Annotated in this window: 15 protein-coding genes; 4 read left to right on the top strand and 11 right to left on the bottom strand. The window is 72.5% G+C overall.

Annotated elements, in window-relative coordinates; all coding sequences use genetic code 11:
* The first annotated feature begins 18 nt into the window (after positions 1-18).
* Positions 19-921, top strand: a complete 903-nt coding sequence (locus OP86_RS04640) for a ferredoxin family protein (protein ID WP_030057667.1) — start codon at positions 19-21, stop codon at positions 919-921.
* 102 nt (positions 922-1023) lie between these two features.
* Here the strand turns inward: OP86_RS04640 and OP86_RS04645 are convergent, their stop codons facing one another.
* The 3 genes from OP86_RS04645 to OP86_RS04655 are packed head-to-tail and all read right to left on the bottom strand — an operon-like array spanning position 1024 to position 3824.
* A complete protein-coding gene (locus tag OP86_RS04645; RefSeq protein ID WP_030057666.1) occupies positions 1024-2103 on the bottom strand; it encodes an ABC transporter substrate-binding protein in 1080 nt (359 codons plus the stop codon).
* Between the two features lie 55 nt (positions 2104-2158).
* Positions 2159-3028: an ABC transporter permease gene (locus tag OP86_RS04650; RefSeq protein ID WP_030057665.1), complete on the bottom strand. Its 870-nt coding sequence runs from the start codon at positions 3026-3028 to the stop codon at positions 2159-2161.
* Entirely contained in the window at positions 3018-3824 is an 807-nt protein-coding gene (locus OP86_RS04655; RefSeq protein WP_030057664.1) for an ABC transporter ATP-binding protein, read from the bottom strand. The genes OP86_RS04650 and OP86_RS04655 overlap by 11 nt, the downstream gene beginning before the upstream one ends.
* Positions 3825-4157: 333 nt before the next feature.
* Between OP86_RS04655 and OP86_RS04660 the strand changes: the two genes are divergently transcribed.
* Both OP86_RS04660 and OP86_RS04665 read left to right on the top strand, forming a co-directional pair.
* Positions 4158-5765, top strand: coding sequence for a sensor histidine kinase (locus tag OP86_RS04660; protein ID WP_030256902.1), 1608 nt, complete (start codon positions 4158-4160; stop codon positions 5763-5765).
* The gene (locus tag OP86_RS04665) at positions 5765-6451 is read left to right on the top strand and encodes a response regulator (protein WP_030057662.1); all 687 of its coding nucleotides are present in this window, start codon (positions 5765-5767) and stop codon (positions 6449-6451) included. Before OP86_RS04660 ends, OP86_RS04665 begins: the two co-directional genes overlap by 1 nt.
* Before the next feature lie 80 nt (positions 6452-6531).
* Here the strand turns inward: OP86_RS04665 and OP86_RS04670 are convergent, their stop codons facing one another.
* The 6 genes from OP86_RS04670 to OP86_RS04695 form a co-directional block, all read right to left on the bottom strand.
* A complete protein-coding gene (locus OP86_RS04670) occupies positions 6532-8250 on the bottom strand; it encodes a solute symporter family protein (protein WP_030256904.1) in 1719 nt (572 codons plus the stop codon).
* Positions 8247-8813: a DUF485 domain-containing protein gene (locus tag OP86_RS04675; protein WP_234434898.1), complete on the bottom strand. Its 567-nt coding sequence runs from the start codon at positions 8811-8813 to the stop codon at positions 8247-8249. Before OP86_RS04675 ends, OP86_RS04670 begins: the two co-directional genes overlap by 4 nt.
* Positions 8814-8943: 130 nt before the next feature.
* Positions 8944-9675, bottom strand: coding sequence for a response regulator transcription factor (locus tag OP86_RS04680; RefSeq protein ID WP_030057659.1), 732 nt, complete (start codon positions 9673-9675; stop codon positions 8944-8946).
* Positions 9672-10847 carry a sensor histidine kinase gene (locus OP86_RS04685; RefSeq protein ID WP_030057658.1) on the bottom strand — a complete coding sequence of 392 codons (1176 nt, stop codon included), beginning with the start codon at positions 10845-10847 and terminating at the stop codon, positions 9672-9674. The genes OP86_RS04680 and OP86_RS04685 overlap by 4 nt, the downstream gene beginning before the upstream one ends.
* Before the next feature lie 30 nt (positions 10848-10877).
* The gene (locus OP86_RS04690; protein ID WP_030057657.1) at positions 10878-11363 is read right to left on the bottom strand and encodes a CcdC protein domain-containing protein; all 486 of its coding nucleotides are present in this window, start codon (positions 11361-11363) and stop codon (positions 10878-10880) included.
* Between the two features lie 197 nt (positions 11364-11560).
* The gene (locus tag OP86_RS04695) at positions 11561-13672 is read right to left on the bottom strand and encodes a DNA gyrase/topoisomerase IV subunit B (RefSeq protein WP_030057656.1); all 2112 of its coding nucleotides are present in this window, start codon (positions 13670-13672) and stop codon (positions 11561-11563) included.
* A gap of 538 nt (positions 13673-14210) precedes the next feature.
* Between OP86_RS04695 and OP86_RS04700 the strand changes: the two genes are divergently transcribed.
* Complete coding sequence (locus OP86_RS04700) at positions 14211-14444, top strand: DUF7455 domain-containing protein (protein ID WP_030057655.1); 234 nt, start codon at positions 14211-14213, stop codon at positions 14442-14444.
* Between the two features lie 215 nt (positions 14445-14659).
* Here OP86_RS04700 and OP86_RS04705 read toward each other — a convergent pair whose 3' ends face one another.
* Positions 14660-15451, bottom strand: a complete 792-nt coding sequence (locus OP86_RS04705) for a S1 family peptidase (protein WP_051829696.1) — start codon at positions 15449-15451, stop codon at positions 14660-14662.
* 281 nt (positions 15452-15732) lie between these two features.
* Positions 15733-17379, bottom strand: a complete 1647-nt coding sequence (locus OP86_RS04710) for an RNA polymerase sigma factor (protein WP_063832291.1) — start codon at positions 17377-17379, stop codon at positions 15733-15735.
* Between the last annotated feature and the right edge of the window lie 91 nt (positions 17380-17470).

Raw genomic sequence — 17470 nt, forward strand, 5'->3', positions numbered from 1 at the left:
GAGGGTAGCCTTGCCCGCGTGAGCACCTGTGCGACCGCGTCGCGTGAACTTTCGGAGCCGCTGGCAGCGACGGCGGCGGTGGCGACCACCTGGCTGCTGGTGGAGCAGGCCGGGCCGTGGGGCGCGAAGGCGCTGGGTGAGAGCCACCTGGATCCGGCCGTGGGGCGGGCGCTGGAGGCGGCCGCGGCGGGGACGGGCGTGCGGGTGGCGCTGATCCGGCGGCCGGGGCGGCACGCGGACTGTCTGCCGACGGCGCGGCACGAGGTGCTCGTGGCGCACACGGTGCCGGGGCGCGGCTGGGTGCGCCGGGCTGGGGTGGCGGACCCGGCGGAGCTGCTGGGGCTGGACTTCGCGGCGCTGGGCGCCGGTGACCACACCGGCTTCGGGGCGGAGCACGTGGGCGGCCCGGTGGCGCTGGTGTGCACCAACGGGCGGCGGGACCGCTGCTGCGCGCTGCTGGGCCGTCCGCTCGCGGCGGAGCTGGCGGCGGCCGGGCACAGCGAGGTGTGGGAGGTGACCCACCTGGGCGGGCACCGCTTCTCCCCCACGATGCTGGTGCTGCCGTACGGCTACGCGTACGGGCGGTTGACGGCGGAGACGGCCAAGGAGGTGCTGGCGGCGACGGCGGCCGGGCACATGGTGCCGGAGTGGTCGCGGGGCTGCTCGGGCTGGGACCGTCCGGGGCAGGCGGCCGACCACGCGGTGCGGCTGGCGACCGGGGAGACCGGCGTGGACGCGCTGACGCTCACCCAGCGGCCGGACGGCGAGCGCCGTTGGCTGGTCGGGGTGCTGCACCGGGACGGCCGGGCGTGGGAGGTGGACGTGATCGAGTCGGTGAGCGAGCCGCCGCGTCCGGAGAGCTGCGGCAAGGCGGCGGGGACGCCGTCGCGGATGGACGTGCTGTCCGTACGAGGGGTCTGAAACGCGGCGGCCCCGCGCCCGTGGGGGTGGGCGCGGGACCGCCGCGGCTTGTGGTCGGTGGCCTCGGGACCAACTGGTGATCAGCCGGTGGTCAGCCGGTGGTCAGCCGGTGGCGGCCTTGCCGACGAACTCCGTGGTGTAGGTCCTGGACAGGTCGATCGTCCCTTCCTTGCCCTTGACGTCCGGGTGGAACGCCGCGAGCACCGAGAGCACCGTCTTCGGCCCGTCGGCCGGCATCACGCCGTCCGTGGTGAACATCGGCAGCGTCGCCTTGATGGCCGCCGCGTACTGGTCGGCCCCGCCCTGCGCGTAGTCGGCGGGCATCTTCGCGGCGATCTCCTCGGGGGTGTGGGTGGACATCCACTTGAGGGTCTTCACGAAGGCGTTGGCGAGCTTCTGGGTGGTGTCCTTGTTCTTCTCCACCCAGTCGATGTTCATGTACAGCGAGGACGACGGGTACAGCCCGCCGAGGGCCTGGCGCGAGCCCTCGGGAGTGCGCATGTCGTAGAGGATCTTGCCGAGGCCCTTGTCCAGGACGTTGGCGACGGTCGGGTCGGTGGTCATCCCGGCGTCGATGCTGCCCTGCTGGAGCGCGGCGATGAAGGTCTGGCCGGCGCCGACCGCGATCGGGCTGAACTCGCTGACGGCGGTGCCGTTCTTGACCGCGAGGTACTTGGTGAGGAAGTCGGTGGAGGAGCCGATGCTGGTGACGCCGAGCTTCCTGCCCTTGAAGTCGGCGCCGGACCTGATGGCGTCGGCCTGCTTGGCGGAGACGATCTCGACCTCGCCCGGGGCCTGGGAGAACTGCACCACGGACTCGACGTTCTTGCCCTTGGCCTGCAGGTCGATGGTGTGGTCGTAGAAGCCGACCGCGCCCTGGACGTCCCCGGCGAGCAGCGCGGTGGTGGCGTTGACGCCGGCGGGCTCGGTCATCAGCTCGACGTTGACGCCGGCTTCGGCGAAGAAGCCGAGCCGCTGGGTGAGCATCGCGGGCAGGTAGATGACCTTGTCCAGGCCACCGACCATGATCTTGACCTTGGGCCCGTCGACCTGCTGCCCGGCCGGGGCGGCGACGGCGCCGTGCCCGGCGGTGGCGGCGTCGTTGGCGCAGGCGGAGAGCGGGAGGAGCAGGACGGCGGCGAGGGCGGCTGCGGCGGATCTGCCGGTCGGGTGGGGGCGCATGGGTGGGGGTGCCTCTCTTCTTGCAGCAGGGGGGAGTCGGCGGTCGTCGCCCGGGTCAGCGGCCGTCGCCCGCGTCGGCGGGCTTCCAGCGGAACAGCTTCTTCTCGGCGAAGGTCAGCAGCCCCTCGGTGAACAGCGCGACGACGGCGAGGATGGTCATGGCGGCGTACACGCCGGCCGCGTTGAAGGTGCCCTGGGCGGCCGCGACGAGCAGGCCGAGGCCCTTGGTGGCGCCGATGTACTCGCCGACGATGGCGCCGATCAGCGCGAAGCCGAAGCTGACGTGCAGGCTGGTGAAGATCCAGGTGGTGGCGGCGGGGATGACCACCTGCAAGGTGACCTTGCGGTTGTCGGCGCCCAGGATGCGGGCGTTGGCGACGAGGTTGCGGTCCACCTCGCGGGCGCCCTGGAAGGCGTTGAAGAACACCGGGAAGAACACCAGCACCACGGCCGAGGCCACCTTGGAGGCCGGGCCGAGGCCGAACCAGATCAGGAAGATCGGCGCCAGCACGATCCGCGGGATGGCGTTGAGCACCTTGATGTACGGTCCGAACACGTCGGCCAGGAAGCGGATCCGGCCGAGCGCGATGCCCAGCAGCACACCGCCGACGACGCCGATCACCCAGCCGGTGAGGGCCTCGTAGAGGGTGTAGCCGATCTGCTCGCCGAGCGAGCCCTGGGCGGTGCCGTGGGTGATCCACTGCCAGATCTGGTCCCAGATCCTCGACGGCTGCGAGAAGTTGAACGGGTCGATGACGTCCGTCCGGGCGCACACCTCCCAGAGCCCGAGGAAGGCGACCAGGACCGCGACCCGGGCCGCGTACACGCCCAACTTCCGGTTGCGGGCGGCCCGTTCGCGGGCCTCGGTTCTCGTGGTGACGGCCGGGGGCGTCCCGGTGACGGCCGACGCGGTCTCAAGCGGCACGACCCGCTCCTCTCTCCCGGGTGATGCGTACCTCTTCGCCGAGCGAGGCCCAGATCTCGCGGTACAGCTCGACGAACCTCGGTTCCAGTCGGACGGCCTCCACGGTGCGCGGTCGCGGCAGGTCGACGGTGAAGATCTCCTTGACGGTGGCCGGTCCGGCCGTCATGACGACGACCCGGTCGGCGAGCGCGATGGCCTCGTCCAGGTCGTGGGTGACGAAGACAACCGACGAGCCGGTACCGGCCCACAGCTCCAGCAGCTGGTCCGACATGAGGGCGCGGGTCTGCACGTCCAGTGCCGAGAACGGCTCGTCCATCAGCAGGATCGCCGGGTCGTTGACGAAGGTCTGGGCGAGCGCCACGCGCTTGCGCATGCCGCCGGACAGCTGGTGCGGGTAGCGGTCCTCGAAGGCGCCGAGGCCGACCCGGCCCAGCCAGTCCCGGGCCCGCTCCCTGGCCTCGGCGGCGGGCACACCGCGGAAGCGGGGGCCCGCCATGACGTTGGACAGGACGGTGCGCCAGGGGAAGACGGCGTCCTGCTGGAAGACGAACCCGACCCGGGAGTTGATCCCGCTGACGGATTCCCCGTACACCCGGACCTCGCCCTCGGTGGGCTCCTCCAGGCCGCTGACCAGGGTCAGCGTGGTCGACTTGCCGCAGCCGGTGGGGCCGACGACGGCGACGAACTCGCCTTGGGCGACGGTCAGATCGAGATCGCGTACGGCGGTGTGCAGCGCCCCCGAGGGGGTGCGGAACCGTTTGGTCGCGCCGGTCAGCTCGATCGCCGGGGTGCTCATGCCCCACCTCGCGTCGCTCGGCGGGTGCTTCGCACCGGTCGCACCCCTCGATGGTTCACTCGCTCCACTCGCTCACGCATTCGGTCCTCCCGGGTCTGTGCTTGCCCCGGAAAGGTAGGAGCGGGCCCGGCTCCGGCGGGAGCCTTCTCCGCGTAGTGCGACTTCTCCGCTTTGAGGGGTGTTCTGCTCGTTTTGCTTCCGCTACAACTGCGGGGACGCGGCTGACAGAAACACGCCGGAAACGTAAGGTGTCCCGATCCCCCACCCGAGGACCCCCGCAGAACCGCCCGCAGCACGCCGCAGAACCCCCGCAGCCGCCGAGAGGAGGCCCGGATGAAGCTCCCCCACTGGCCCCGCCGGGTCTTCGCGCAGCTGCTGCTGAGCCAGACCGTCGTCACCGTCGGTGTCACCGCCGTGACCGCCGGGCTGTTCCTGGCCCCGGTCAGCAACGAACTGGACCACGACGCGATGCAGCGGGCACTGTCGATCGCCCAGGCCACCGCGACCGACGAGACGATCGCCCGGGCCGCCGCGACCCGCGACGTGGTGGCCGCGCAGCGCAACGCCGAACAGATCCGCCTGGCCACCGGCGCCAGCTTCGTCGTGGTCACCGACCTGGACGGGATCCGGCTCTCGCACACCGACCCGGGCCGGATCGGCCACCGGGTCAGCACCGACCCGGAGCCGGCCCTGGCCGGCCGCAGCGTCACCGCGATCCAGCAGGGCACCCTGGGCCGCACCGCGCGCGGCAAGGTCCCGCTGCGGATGGCCGACGGCCGGATCGTCGGCGAGGTGTCGGTGGGCATCAGCGACGACTCGATCCGCCGCCGGCTGCTGAAGATGCTCACCGGGATCCTGCTGTGCGCGGGCGCCGGCCTGGCCGCCGGTACGGTCGCCACCCTCGCCCTGGCCCGTCGGCTCAAGCGCCGCACCCACAACATCGCGCTGGCCGACATCTCCGCGCTGCTGGTGGAGCGGGAGGCGATGCTGCACGGCATACGCGAGGGCATGGTGGCACTGGACGAGCACGGCCGGATCCGGCTGGCCAACGACGAGGCGCTGCGGCTGCTCGGCCTGCCCGAGGACTGCACCGGCCGCCCGATCGGCGCGGTGCTGCCGCCGGGCCGGCTGGCCGACGTCCTGACCGGCCGGATCACCGGCACCGACCTGCCGGCCGTCCGGGACGACCGGGTGCTGGTGGTGAACCGGATGGCCGCGGCCGAGGACGGGCCCGTGGGCGGCGCGGTGGTGACGCTGCGCGACCGCACCGAGCTGGAGTCGCTGGTCCGCGAGCTGGACACCACCCGCAGCCTGACCGAGGCGCTACGGGCTCAGGACCACGAGCACGCCAACCGGATGCACACCCTGCTGGGCCTGCTGGAGCTGGGCCGCCACGAGCAGGCGGTGGCGTTCATCTCGGAGCAGTCCGGCTCGCACGCCGTGGTCGCCGCGCGGATCGCCGAACAGGTGCAGGACCCGCACGTCGCGGCGCTGCTGGCGGGCAAGACGGCGGTGGCGGGCGAGCGCGGGGTCCGGCTGGCGCTGGCCCCGGCGGCACACCTGCCGGACGCGGTGGTGGACCCGCGGGCCCTGGTGACGGTGCTCGGCAATCTGGTCGACAACGCGGTGGACGCGGTGGCACCGAGTGGGGGCGGCCGGGTCGAGGTGAGCCTGGCGGCGGCCGGCTCCACCCTGCTGCTGCAGGTCGCGGACAGCGGTCCGGGCGTACCGGAGGAACTGCGCGAGCAGGTCTTCGAGGAGGGGTGGACCAGCAAGGACGCGCCCGCGCACCGCCCGCGCGGGCTCGGGCTGGCGATGGTGCGGCGGCTGGTCGAGCGGACCGGCGGCCGGATCGTGCTCGACACCGGACCGCTCGGCGGCGCCCGGTTCACGGTCGAGCTGCCCGAGGCCCTGCTCACCGACCGGCTCGTGGAGGCGTGATGATCGACGTACTCGTGGTGGACGACGACTTCCGGGTCGCGGACGTACACGCCGCGTACGTGGCCAAGGTGCCCGGCTTCCGGGTCACCGGCACCGCGCACTCGGCCGGGGAGGCACTGGCCTCGCTGGAGCGCCGCCCGGTGGACCTGCTGCTGCTCGACCACCACCTGCCGGACGAGACCGGCCTCGCGCTGGTGCGCCGGCTGCGGGAACGCCAGGTGGCCTGCGACGTGATGATGGTGACGGCCGCCCGGGACGTGTCGACGGTGCACGCCGCCATGCAGCACGGCGCGCTGCAGTACCTGGTCAAGCCGTTCACCTTCGCCGGGCTGCGGGAGAAGCTGGTGGCGTACGCGCAGCTGCGGCACGCGCTGGCCGCCCCCGCCCGGGAGGCCGGCCAGGACGAGGTGGACCGGCTCTTCGCGACCCTGCGCAGCGCCGGTGCCCCGACCGGGGCGCTGCCCAAGGGCCACTCGGCGCCGACCACCGACCTGGTGCTGGGCGTCCTGCGCCGGGCCGGCCGACCGCTGTCCGCCCAGGAGGTCGCCGACGCCACCGGGCTGAGCCGCTCCACGGCGCAGCGCTACCTCAAGCAGCTGGAGCGCGACAGCCGGCTGCGGCTGACCCTGCGCTACGGGGACACCGGCAGGCCCGAGCACCGCTACGGCCTGGCGGCCCGGCTCTGAACACACGGGGAACCCCGGCTCTGAACACGGGGGAACCCCGGCGGCCCCAGGCCCGCCGGGGTTCCCCGGGACGCGACGGCTCAGGCCGCGCCCGCACCGGTGAGGGCCCGCACCTCCAGTTCGGCGAAGCGGTCCGCGTCGGCGGGCTCGGGCGAGGTGACCGTCCCGATCCAGCCCGCCAGGAAGCCGAGCGGGATGGAGATGATGCCGGGGTTCTCCAGCGGGAACCAGTGGAAGTCGACGCCGGGGAAGAGCGCCGCCTTGGAGCCGGAGACCACCGGCGAGAAGAACACCAGGACCATCGCCGGGACCAGCCCGCCGTACACCGACCAGACCGCGCCGCGGGCGGTGAACCGCGACCAGAACAGGGTGTACAGCAGGACGGGCAGGTTGGAGGAGGCGGCGACGGCGAAGGCCAGGCCGACCAGGAAGGCCACGTTCAGCTGCTGGGCGTAGAGGCTGATCACGATCGCGGCCGCGCCGATCCCGCCCGCGGCGATCCGCGCGACGACGACCTCCTGCTGCTCGGCGGCCCCGGGCCCGGGCTCGTCCGCCGACCGGGCGGCCGGAAGGGCCTCGGCCGAGCGGCGGCGCAGCCGGTCGCGCAGTGACCGTGCCCGTTCCCGCCGCGGCCGGTTGCGCCAGGCGCCGGCCCAGATGTCGTGGGCGAAGGCCGCCGAGGAGGCCAGGGTGAGCCCGGCGACCACGGCGAGGATGGTGGCGAAGGCGATCGCCGAGATCAGCGCGAACAGCACCACCCCGCCGGTGCTGCCGTTGCCGCCGCCGAGCACCAGGGCGAGCAGCGGGACGGCGGTGTTCCCGGCCGAGTTGGCGTGCCGCACCTCGGCCGAGCCGACCAGCGCGGTGGCGCCGAGGCCGAGTGCGATGGCCATCAGGTAGAAGCCGCCGACCAGGCCGATCGCCCACATCGTGGAGCGGCGGGCGGCCCGCGCGGTGGGCACGGTGTAGAAGCGGGACAGGATGTGCGGCAGACCGGCGGTGCCGAGCACCAGGGCGAGGCCGAGGCTGAAGAAGTCCAGCCGGCTGGTGAAGCTCGCGCCGTACTTGAGTCCGGGCTCCAGGTAGCGGTGCCCGGCGCCGCTGTGCTGGGCGGCCTGGCGCATCAGCTCGCCGAGGTCGCCGTGGAAGCGGACCACCAGCAGCACCGTCAGCAGCACCGATCCGGCGGTCAGCAGGACGGCCTTGATGATCTGGATCCAGGTGGTGGCCCGCATCCCGCCGATCGTCACGTAGACGACCATCAGCGCGCCGACCGCGATGATCGTCCAGGTCCGGGCGTGCGGGCTGTTGGTGCCGAGCAGCAGGGCGACCAGCGAGCCGGCGCCGACCATCTGGGCGACCAGGTAGAGCAGGGTGACGACGACGCTGGCGCCGCCGGCCGCGGCCCGCACCCTGCGGCGGCGCAGCCGCAGCGCGAGCACGTCGGCGAGGGTGTACCGGCCGGCGTTGCGGACGAGTTCGGCGACCAGCATCAGCACCACCAGCCAGGCGACCAGGAAGCCGATGCTGTAGAGCACGCCGTCGTAGCCGTACAGGGCGATCAGCCCGGCGACGCCGAGGAAGGAGGCGGCGGAGAGGTAGTCGCCGGACAGCGCGAAGCCGTTCTGCAGCGGGGTGAAGTCGCGGCCGCCGGCGTAGAAGTCCTCGGCGGCGTTGCCCCGGCGGCCGACCCAGAGGGTGACGCCGAGGGTGACCAGGACGACGACGGCGAACAGCACGATCGCGAGCGAGTGGTGGTCGCCGGTGGGGGCGACGGGGGGCGGGGTGGCGGTCGTCATCGCAGCTGGTCCTGGGTGTCCCAGCGCAGGCCCAGGGCGGCGCGGTCGCGCTTGGTCCGGGCGTTGCGGGCGTAGAGCCAGGTGAGCAGGAAGGTGGAGAGGAACTGCGAAAGGCCGAGCAGCCAGGCCACGTTGAAGGGCCCCGCCACCCGGGTGCGCATCAGGGCGGGGGCGGCGGCCTGGGCGGCCACGTACATCAGGTACCAGCTGAGGAAGACGCCCGCGATTGGCAAGACGAACAACCGGTAGCTGCGGCGGATGTCCTGGAAGGCCGCGCTCGCCTGGACGGCCCGGTACACCTCGGTGCTGTCGGTGGCGCTCGCCGGCGCCGGCGGCTCCTGCGGCACGACGGCCGGAGCGGCCGCGGACACGGCGGGCGGCGCGGCCACCGGCTCGGGGGCGGCGGCCGGCTGGGCGGCGGCCGTACGGGTGGGCATCGGCTGGGCCGGTACCGCCGTTCGGCGGGGTACGGCGACCTCCTCGGACGCGGAGGCGGCGGCCGGAGCGGCCCACCAGTCGAATCGCTGCCCCTGGCCGGGACTGCTGGTCTGCTGCTGTGGCACTGCTGCTCCTGGGCCGGGCCGGGCGTTCTGACCCGAACCATCATGGAGGCCGCCGGACAGCATCCCTGACCATCGCAGATGCGTTCACTCAATGAGGTGGTCGATCATCTGACGGACGGTCATCCGACTACTACTGCATACCGGTGATTCCGTGTCGGAACGCGTAGGCGACCGCCTGCGCCCGGTCCCGCACCGCGGTCTTGGCGAACAGGTTGTTGATGTGGGTCTTCACGGTCGCCTGACTGACGAACAGCCGCTGGGCGATCTCGGCGTTGGACAACCCCTCGGCGATCAGCGCGAGCACCTCGGCCTCCCGAGCGGTCAGCCCGTCCGGCAGTGCGCCACCCCTCCCGGCCGACGGCGCGCCCGGTGCGGCCGACGCTCCCGGTCCGGCCGGCCCTCCCGGCGCGGTCGGCGCGGACTTCGCCGGAGCCTCCGACAGCCGCTCCAGCAAACGGAGTTGGACCTGCGGGGAGAGCCCGGCCGCACCCGCGCGCACGTCCGCGATGGCCTTGGCGATCTCCTCGCCGCCGGCGTCCTTGGTGAGGTAGCCGCGCGCCCCGGCCTGCAGTGCCGGGAACAGCGATTCGTCGTCGGCGTAGGTGGTGAGCACCACGACCTCGGTCTCCGGGTGGGCGGCCCGGATCCGCCGGGTCGCCTCGACGCCGTCCACCCGTGGCATCCGCAGGTCCATCAGCACCACGTCCGGGTGATGCCGCTCCACCAGGGTGACGGCCTCCTCCCCGTCCCCCGCCGCGCCGACCACCTCGATGCCGGGCAGCAGGCCCAGCAGCATCACGATGCCCTCGCGCACCACCGTCTGGTCGTCCGCCACCAGCACCCTGGTCACCGCGACGTTCATGCCGGCACCCGCAGCAACACCCGCCACCCTCCGTCCTCCGGGCCCGCCAGCAGGGCGCCGCCGAGCAGTTCCGCGCGTTCGCGCATCCCCAGCAGACCGTACCCGCTGCCGCTGTCCGCCAGTTCACCGGCGGACAGCTCACCCGCCGACTGGCCGCGCGGCGCCCGGGTGTTGCGCACCTCCAGCTCCACCGCGTCGTCCAGGTAGCGCAGTTCGACCGAGCAGCGGGCGCCCGGCGCGTGCTTGCGGACGTTGGTCACCGCCTCCTGCGCCGTGCGGCGCACCGCCAACCCGGCCTCGGCGGCCAGCGGCCGGGGCGTGCCGGTCACGGTGAGCGGGGCCCGCTCCCGCTCGGCCAGCTCCACCAGGAACTCCCCGACCGGCGTGAACTCCCCGCGCAGCGCGGACAGCGCCTGCCGGGTCTCGACCAGCCCGTCCTGGGCCATCCGCCGTGCGGCGACGACCCGTTCGCGGATCTGCGCGCGGTCCGTCCCGGCGTCCAGCATCAGCCGGGCCGCCTCCAGGTGGACCAGCTGCGCGGAGAGGCTGTGGGCGAGCACGTCGTGGATCTCCCGGGCGATCCTGGCCCGTTCGGCGAGCGCCGCGCTCTCCGCCTCGGCGGCCCGGACGGCCCGCTCCTGGACCAGCAGCCGACGGGCGGTGCCGCGCGCCTCGATGTCCAGCCGCAGCAGGAAGCCGACCAGGAGGGAACCGCCGATGGTGCCGGCGACGCTGAGCCAACTCGCCGGGGAGGCCGCCGTGTACGAGCCCAGCGCGGCGGCCGCGGTGAGCAGTGCGGGCGCGGGCGGCAACCGGATCAGGGCCGTGACGGCCAGCCCGATCCAGAGGAAGTCGGCCAGCGTGTAGGCCTGCCCCTGGTTGGCGAGCCAGCCACCGCCGACCAGCACCGCGACCAGCAGGTACGAGGCCACCGGGCGCTGTTCCCGGGTGACCCTCAGGTACAGCGCGCAGAGTGCGATGGCCGTGACCAGCCCGGCAACCGCGGCCACCAGCCCCCAGCCGGCGTACTTGCCGCCGGAGAAGGTCCCCCAGCCGATGACGGCCAGCAGGACGGCCCGGCCGAACACGGCGAGGACCCGCCGGGGCCCGCTCTCGGCCTCGCGCTCCAGCCCCTCCCGGGACTGCCAGCGGGTCCAGTACCACCCGGGCAAGGGGGCCTCCTCGGTGTTCACGGCGGCGGATCAGTGGAGTACGGCGGTCGCCCGGGCGGGCTCCAGCGTCCGGGCCCTCCAGTTGACCACGAGCGAGCGGACCAGTAGCAGGACCGCGATGCCGAGCATCAGCGAGCTGCCCGCCTGGTGGACGCCCAGGGCCGAGCCGGCCGCGTACAGGCCGATCCGGACGGCGATCATGCCGCCCCAGGCGGCCAGGGTGGCCTTGGTGCCCTTGACCATGACGTTGCCGTCGGCGGCCCGCCAGATCCGGACGGTCCAGCCCCAGACCGTCCCCATCGCCAGGGTGGCGACCACTCCGGCGGCGAGCAGGGCGCCCGACAGCGCGGTGTGCTGGTGGTCGATGATCTGCGGGTCGCGCAGCGCGAGCGCGCCCAGGATCAGCGGGAGCAGCCAGAAACGGCGTTCGGTGTCCAGTCGCTGGACGCGCATCTGGCGTCCGACCACCAGGACCACCACCGCGGCGATCACGAGGAGGTTGGCGAGGGAACTCATGGGAGGTGCTCCGTCCCGGGGAGAGGCTCTGTTGCTGACCTCTCCGACGCTACGGATCCGGCGGTTCCCGCTGATCGGAGCCGGGGTGGACGCGGGGTGGAACCGGCAGCACGAGGGCCCTCCACCCACGGGTGGAGGGCCCTCGTCGTTCCGGGTGCGTCACGCTCCGATGGACGCCTCGGACGCCGATGGCCGCGTCAGGCGTCGATGCGCGAGCGGTCCAGGGTCGCCGCCGAGTCGACGATGAACTCCTTGCGCGGGGCGACGTCGTTGCCCATCAGCAGGTCGAAGATCCGCTCGGCCTGCTCCAGGTCGCCCAGGTTGATCCGGCGCAGCGTGCGGTGGCGCGGGTCCATGGTGGTCTCGGCCAGCTGGTCGGCGTCCATCTCGCCGAGGCCCTTGTAGCGCTGCACCGGCTCCTTCCAGCGCTGCCCCTTGCGCTGGAACTCCAGCAGGGTGGAGCGCAGTTCGGCGTCGGAGTAGGTGTAGTGGTACTTCTCCTGGCCGCGCTTGGGGCTGGTGAGCTCGATCCGGTGCAGCGGCGGCACGGCGGCGAAGACCCGGCCCTGCTCGACCATCGGCCGCATGTAGCGGTGGAAGAGGGTCAGCAGCAGGGTGCGGATGTGCGAGCCGTCGACGTCGGCGTCGGCCATGAAGATGACCCGGCCGTAGCGGGCCTGGTCGATGTCGAAGGTGCGGCCCGAACCGGCCCCTATCACCTGGATGATCGCGGCGCACTCGGCGTTCTTGAGCATGTCGCTCACCGAGGCCTTCTGCACGTTGAGGATCTTGCCGCGGATCGGCAGCAGCGCCTGGAACTCGGAGTTGCGGGCGAGCTTGGCGGTGCCGAGCGCGGAGTCTCCCTCGACGATGAACAGTTCGCTGCGGTCGACGTCGTCGCTGCGGCAGTCGGCCAGCTTGGCGGGCAGCGAGCTGGTCTCCAGCGCGGTCTTGCGGCGCTGGGCCTCCTTGTGCTGCCGGGCGGCGACGCGGGTGCGGGCGGCCGCGACGACCTTCTCCAGCACGGCCCGGGCCTGGAGCTTCTCGTCCTTCTTGGCCGAGGTGAGGAAGGCCTTGAGCTCCTTGGCGACGACGGCGGCGACGATCCGGTTGGCCGCCGAGGTGCCGAGCACCTCCTTGGTCTGGCCCTCGAACTGCGGCTCGGCGAGCCGGACGGTGACCACCGCGGTGAGGCCCTCGGTGGCGTCGTCCTTGGTGATGTCGTCCTCGGCGACGCGCAGCAGCTTGCCCGCGCGCAGCGCCTCGTTGACGGTCTTGGCCAGCGAGCGCTCGAAGCCGGTGACGTGGGTGCCGCCCTTGGGGGTGGCGATGATGTTGACGAAGGAGCGCAGCGTGGTGTCGTAGCCGGTGCCCCAGCGCAGCGCGATGTCCACGCCGAGGTGGCGGGTGACCTCGGTCGGGGTCATGTGGCCGAGCTCGTCCAGGACCGGCACGGTCTCCTTGAAGGTGCCCTCGCCGCGCAGCCGCAGCACGTCGCAGACCGGCTTGTCGGGGGCCAGGAACTCGCAGAACTCGGCGATGCCGCCGTCGTAGCGGAAGACCGACTCGTCGATCTGCTCGCTCTCGGTGAGTCGCTCGTCACGCACGACGATGGTCAAGCCGGGCACGAGGAAGGCGGTCTGCCGGGCGCGGCTGTGCAGGTGCTCCAGGGAGAGCTTGGCGTCCTTGAGGAAGATCTGCCGGTCGGCCCAGTAGCGGATCCGGGTGCCGGTGCGGGTCTTCGGGACCTTGCGGGCCTTGGTCAGGCCGTTGGCCGGCTCGAAGGGCGCGTCCGGGCTGGCCTCGGTGAAGATGCCGGGGGTGCCGCGGCGGAAGCTGATCGCGTGGGTGTGGCCGGAGCGGTCGACCTCGACGTCCAGTCGGGCGGAGAGGGCGTTGACGACCGAGGCGCCGACGCCGTGCAGACCGCCGGAGGCCGCGTACGAGCCGCCGCCGAACTTGCCGCCGGCGTGCAGCTTGGTCATCACGACCTCGACGCCGGACAGCCCGGTCTTGGGCTCGACGTCGACGGGGATGCCGCGGCCGTTGTCGCGGACCTCGACGGAGGAGTCCGGGTGCAGTACGACGTCGATGCGGTCGCAGTAGCCGCCCAGCGCCTCGTCGACCGAGTTGTCGATGATCTCCCAGAGGCAGTGCATCAGGCCGCGACTGTCGGTCGAGCCGATGTACATGCCGGGACGCTTGCGGACCGCCTCCAGGCCCTCCAGGACGAGCAGGTGCCGCGCGGTGTAGTTGGAACCGTCGTCGCCGGCCAGCAGCGCGGACGGCACGGTCGTTTCGGCACTCACGCGGCACTCTCCTCGGTGAAGTTCTGTCTCATCGGTCACATCCGGACGGATCCGGACCAAACGCCAGTGCAGCACGCCGCACCGACATCCGTCGCCCTGCGTGCCCGCACCGCTCCGCCGGGTGCGCAGCACGACGGACCGGCCCCGCGCAGCTTGTACGCGCTGCGCGAACAAGCACCGCACCCGGGTGTGGGCCCCGGGTGCGCCATCTCCTCCCGGTAGCACCGGTCCTGGCGGGTCGTGGGGCCCGGTACAGGCCCCGGAACTGCCGTGATGCAGGCTACCGGGGCCCAGGGCGGGGCTTATGCTCCAACCCGGCAGAGGATTATGCTACGCGGACCTCGGACCCGATCCCGATCGGGCGTTCGAGCGACGGGCGGATCCCGGGATTCGGCAGGCATGAACCACCGCAGCCCGGGGCACGTCCTCATCAACACAGCAGAATCCTCAGAGAAGAAAAGCCACGAGCGGGAACGTTTTCGGCCTGGTTGGATGTTGACCCTGGTACGACAGCTCGTCGAGCTAGAGAAGAGGCGACGTGACTACTGTTCTGACCCCTGCGAGCCCGCTCACCGCGGCTGACCGCTGCGACCGCTGCGGCGCCCAGGCTTACCTGCGCGTCGTACTCGCCAGCGGCGGAGAGCTGCTCTTCTGCGCCCACCACGGCCGGAAGTTCGAGCCCGAGCTCAAGAAGATCGCCGTGGAGATACAGGACGAGAGCGGCCGTCTCAGCACCAGCACCAACGCGACGGCCACCGACGACGAGCGCTGATCCCGGGCGCCGCCACCAGCAGCCAGCGTCGAGCTGTGTCCGGCCGCGCACCGAGCGCGACCGGTGAGCCGGGCGACCGACCCCCTCGGGGCCGGTCGCCCGGCTCTGCTGTTCTCCTGACGGCTCTCCCGCATTCGCTTCCGCACGCCCCGACAGCCGGGGCCCCGGCCCGACGCGACGTCAGAACGTGACCACCGCATCACCCGTAGCGACGTTCACAGTACCGAGCGCACCGCGTCCGCCACCGAGGACACCCGCGTGTAGACCCCCGGGTGGGCCGCCTCGGCACAGCCCGTCCCCCAGGACACCAGGCCGACCAGCCGGCCGCCGACGATCAGCGGGCCGCCGCTGTCGCCCTGGCAGGCGTCCTTTCCGCCCTTCTCCTCGCCCGCGCACACCATGCCGCGGGCGTCGAACTTGCCGTCCTGCCCGCCCGGGTAGGCGTGCGCACAGGTCTGGTCCGGCACGATCGGCACGTCCGCTCCGCGCAGCGTGGACGAGTAGTCGCCCCGTCCGCTGGTGTCTCCCCAGCCGTAGACCCGCGCTCTGGTCCCGGCCGCGTACGGCTCGGTCTCCCCCTGACCGACCAGCTCGACCACCGGCCGGGGGCCCTGGGAGTCGGCGAGGGTGAGCACCGCGATGTCGTTCATGTTGGCGGCGAAGGAGTAGTCGGGGTGGATCCAGACCGACCGCACCACCACCTCCCGGCCGGCGGTGCCGCGCATGTCGTCCCGACCCACGATCACCTTGAGGCCGGGCCGCTCCACCCGCCCCTTGGCTTCGTCGTAGAAGCAGTGCGCGGCCGTCACCACCTTGGTCGGGCCGACCAACGCGCCCCCGCAGAACTGGCCGGAGCGGCCGTTGCCGAACTGCTGGCGGCTGGCCAGGGCCACGATCCACGGGTGGTCGGCCGTGCTCACGGCGTTGCCGCCGACCACCCGGCGCTGCGCCTCGGCCGGCGTCGCCGCCCCGAGGGCGACCAGCGGCACGGGGACGGTGGCGAGCAGCGCCAGCGCGGCGGCGCGGCGGCGGCCACGGCCCGTCCGGGGTGGGACGGGGGTCGACAGGTCAGTGCGGTCCGGCTCGGTCGGCACCGTGACTCCAGAGGCTCGGCAGCAGGCAACCGGCACAGCGTAGGTGATCAGCTACACTGCGCGACCACTTCCCGCCGCGCCGCCACCCGGACGAGCGACAACCACCACCCGGACGCTGACGCACCCGGCCCCGGACAGCGGCGAAGGCCCGGAGCCGTACGGCTCCGGGCCTTCGCCGGGACGACTGTCGTCGATCAGTCCAGGTAGTCGCGCAGCACCTGGGAACGCGACGGGTGGCGCAGCTTCGACATGGTCTTCGACTCGATCTGGCGGATGCGCTCACGGGTGACCCCGTACACCTTGCCGATCTCGTCGAGCGTCTTCGGCTGGCCGTCGGTCAGGCCGAAGCGCATCGAGACCACGCCGGCCTCGCGCTCGGAGAGGGTGTCCAGCACCGAGTGCAGCTGCTCCTGGAGCAGGGTGAAGGAGACCGCGTCGGCCGGGACGACCGCCTCGGAGTCCTCGATCAGGTCACCGAACTCGCTGTCGCCGTCCTCGCCCAGCGGGGTGTGCAGCGAGATCGGCTCGCGGCCGTACTTCTGGACCTCGATGACCTTCTCGGGGGTCATGTCGAGTTCCTTGGCCAGCTCCTCCGGGGTGGGCTCGCGGCCCAGGTCCTGGAGCATCTGGCGCTGGACGCGGGCCAGCTTGTTGATGACCTCGACCATGTGCACCGGGATGCGGATGGTGCGGGCCTGGTCGGCCATGGCGCGGGTGATCGCCTGACGGATCCACCAGGTGGCGTAGGTGGAGAACTTGTAGCCCTTGGTGTAGTCGAACTTCTCGACCGCACGGATCAGGCCCAGGTTGCCCTCCTGGATCAGGTCCAGGAAGAGCATGCCGCGGCCGGTGTAGCGCTTGGCCAGCGAGACCACCAGGCGGAGGTTGGCCTCCAGCAGGTGGTTCTTGGCCCGGCGGCCGTCCTCGGCGATGATCTCCAGCTCGCGCTTGAGCTTGGGGGCGAGCTTGTCGGCGGCCGAGAGCTTGTCCTCGGCGAACAGGCCGGCCTCGATGCGCTTGGCGAGCTCGACCTCCTGCTCGGCGTTGAGCAGCGGGACCTTGCCGATCTGCTTCAGGTAGTCCTTGACCGGGTCGGCGGTGGCACCGGCGACGGCGACCTGCTGGGCCGGCGCGTCGTCCTCGTCGTCGTCGGAGAGGACGAAGCCCTCCGACTCCTCCTCCGGGCCCTCGGCCTCGGCCTTGTCGCCCGGCAGCGCCACCTCCTCGAGCAGCTCCTCCTCGCCGAGCAGCTCCTCCTCGCCGCCCTTGGCGGCCTTGGCGGTGGTGGTCTTCTTGGCGGCGGCCTTCTTGGCCGGCGCGGCGGTCTTCTTGGCCGCGGCCTTCTTGGCCGGGGCGGCCTTCTTCGCCGGAACCGCCTTCACCTCGGTGGCGAAGCCGGTCGTCTCCACGGTGATCTCGGCGGAGACGGTGGGGGCCGGGGCGGCGGCGGCCGCGACGGCCGGAGCCGCGACGGGGGCGCCGGGGGCGATCCGTACGGGCGGCTTGGTCGGGGCCGACGGCGCGGCCGGGGTCCGGGTGGTGACAGCCTTGGTGGCGGTGCGCTTGGTGGGGCTCTTGGCAGCAACGCTCTTGCGCTTGGCGCCGGCCGGTTCGGCCGCGCTGACCATGAGGTCCACCCCCTCCTCAATCAGCACCTGGTTGAGGCTGCGCATGACGTTCTTCCACTTGGTGACCGGGATCTGGTCCGCCTCGAACGCCTGGCGCACGTCGTCACCGGCGATCTGCCCCTGGGCCTTGCCCCGCTCGATGAGCGCCAGCAGAGCCGCGGACTCGGCGATCTCGGGGGGAAGCGAACGGGATGTGCTGGCCGACACGAACAACCTCTCGGACGATGAGTGGACTCGAACCCGTACCGGCCGCCCGAGCGGGCGGGGAAGGAAATCGCGCGTCGGACGCGCGGTGTCGATTCCG

Origin of the sequence: Streptomyces novaecaesareae (assembly GCF_000716875.1) — a bacterium.
GTDB lineage: Bacteria > Actinomycetota > Actinomycetes > Streptomycetales > Streptomycetaceae > Kitasatospora > Kitasatospora novaecaesareae.

What these genes read in the sequence shown, in the direction of transcription:
- OP86_RS04645 (WP_030057666.1), bottom strand. Translation starts at nt 2,103, where the DNA reads ATGCGCCCCCACCCGACCGGCAGATCCGCCGCAGCCGCCCTCGCCGCC.
- OP86_RS04655 (WP_030057664.1), bottom strand. Translation starts at nt 3,824, where the DNA reads ATGAGCACCCCGGCGATCGAGCTGACCGGCGCGACCAAACGGTTCCGC.
- OP86_RS04660 (WP_030256902.1), top strand. Translation starts at nt 4,158, where the DNA reads ATGAAGCTCCCCCACTGGCCCCGCCGGGTCTTCGCGCAGCTGCTGCTG.
- OP86_RS04665 (WP_030057662.1), top strand. Translation starts at nt 5,765, where the DNA reads ATGATCGACGTACTCGTGGTGGACGACGACTTCCGGGTCGCGGACGTA.
- OP86_RS04670 (WP_030256904.1), bottom strand. Translation starts at nt 8,250, where the DNA reads ATGACGACCGCCACCCCGCCCCCCGTCGCCCCCACCGGCGACCACCAC.
- OP86_RS04680 (WP_030057659.1), bottom strand. Translation starts at nt 9,675, where the DNA reads ATGAACGTCGCGGTGACCAGGGTGCTGGTGGCGGACGACCAGACGGTG.
- OP86_RS04690 (WP_030057657.1), bottom strand. Translation starts at nt 11,363, where the DNA reads ATGAGTTCCCTCGCCAACCTCCTCGTGATCGCCGCGGTGGTGGTCCTG.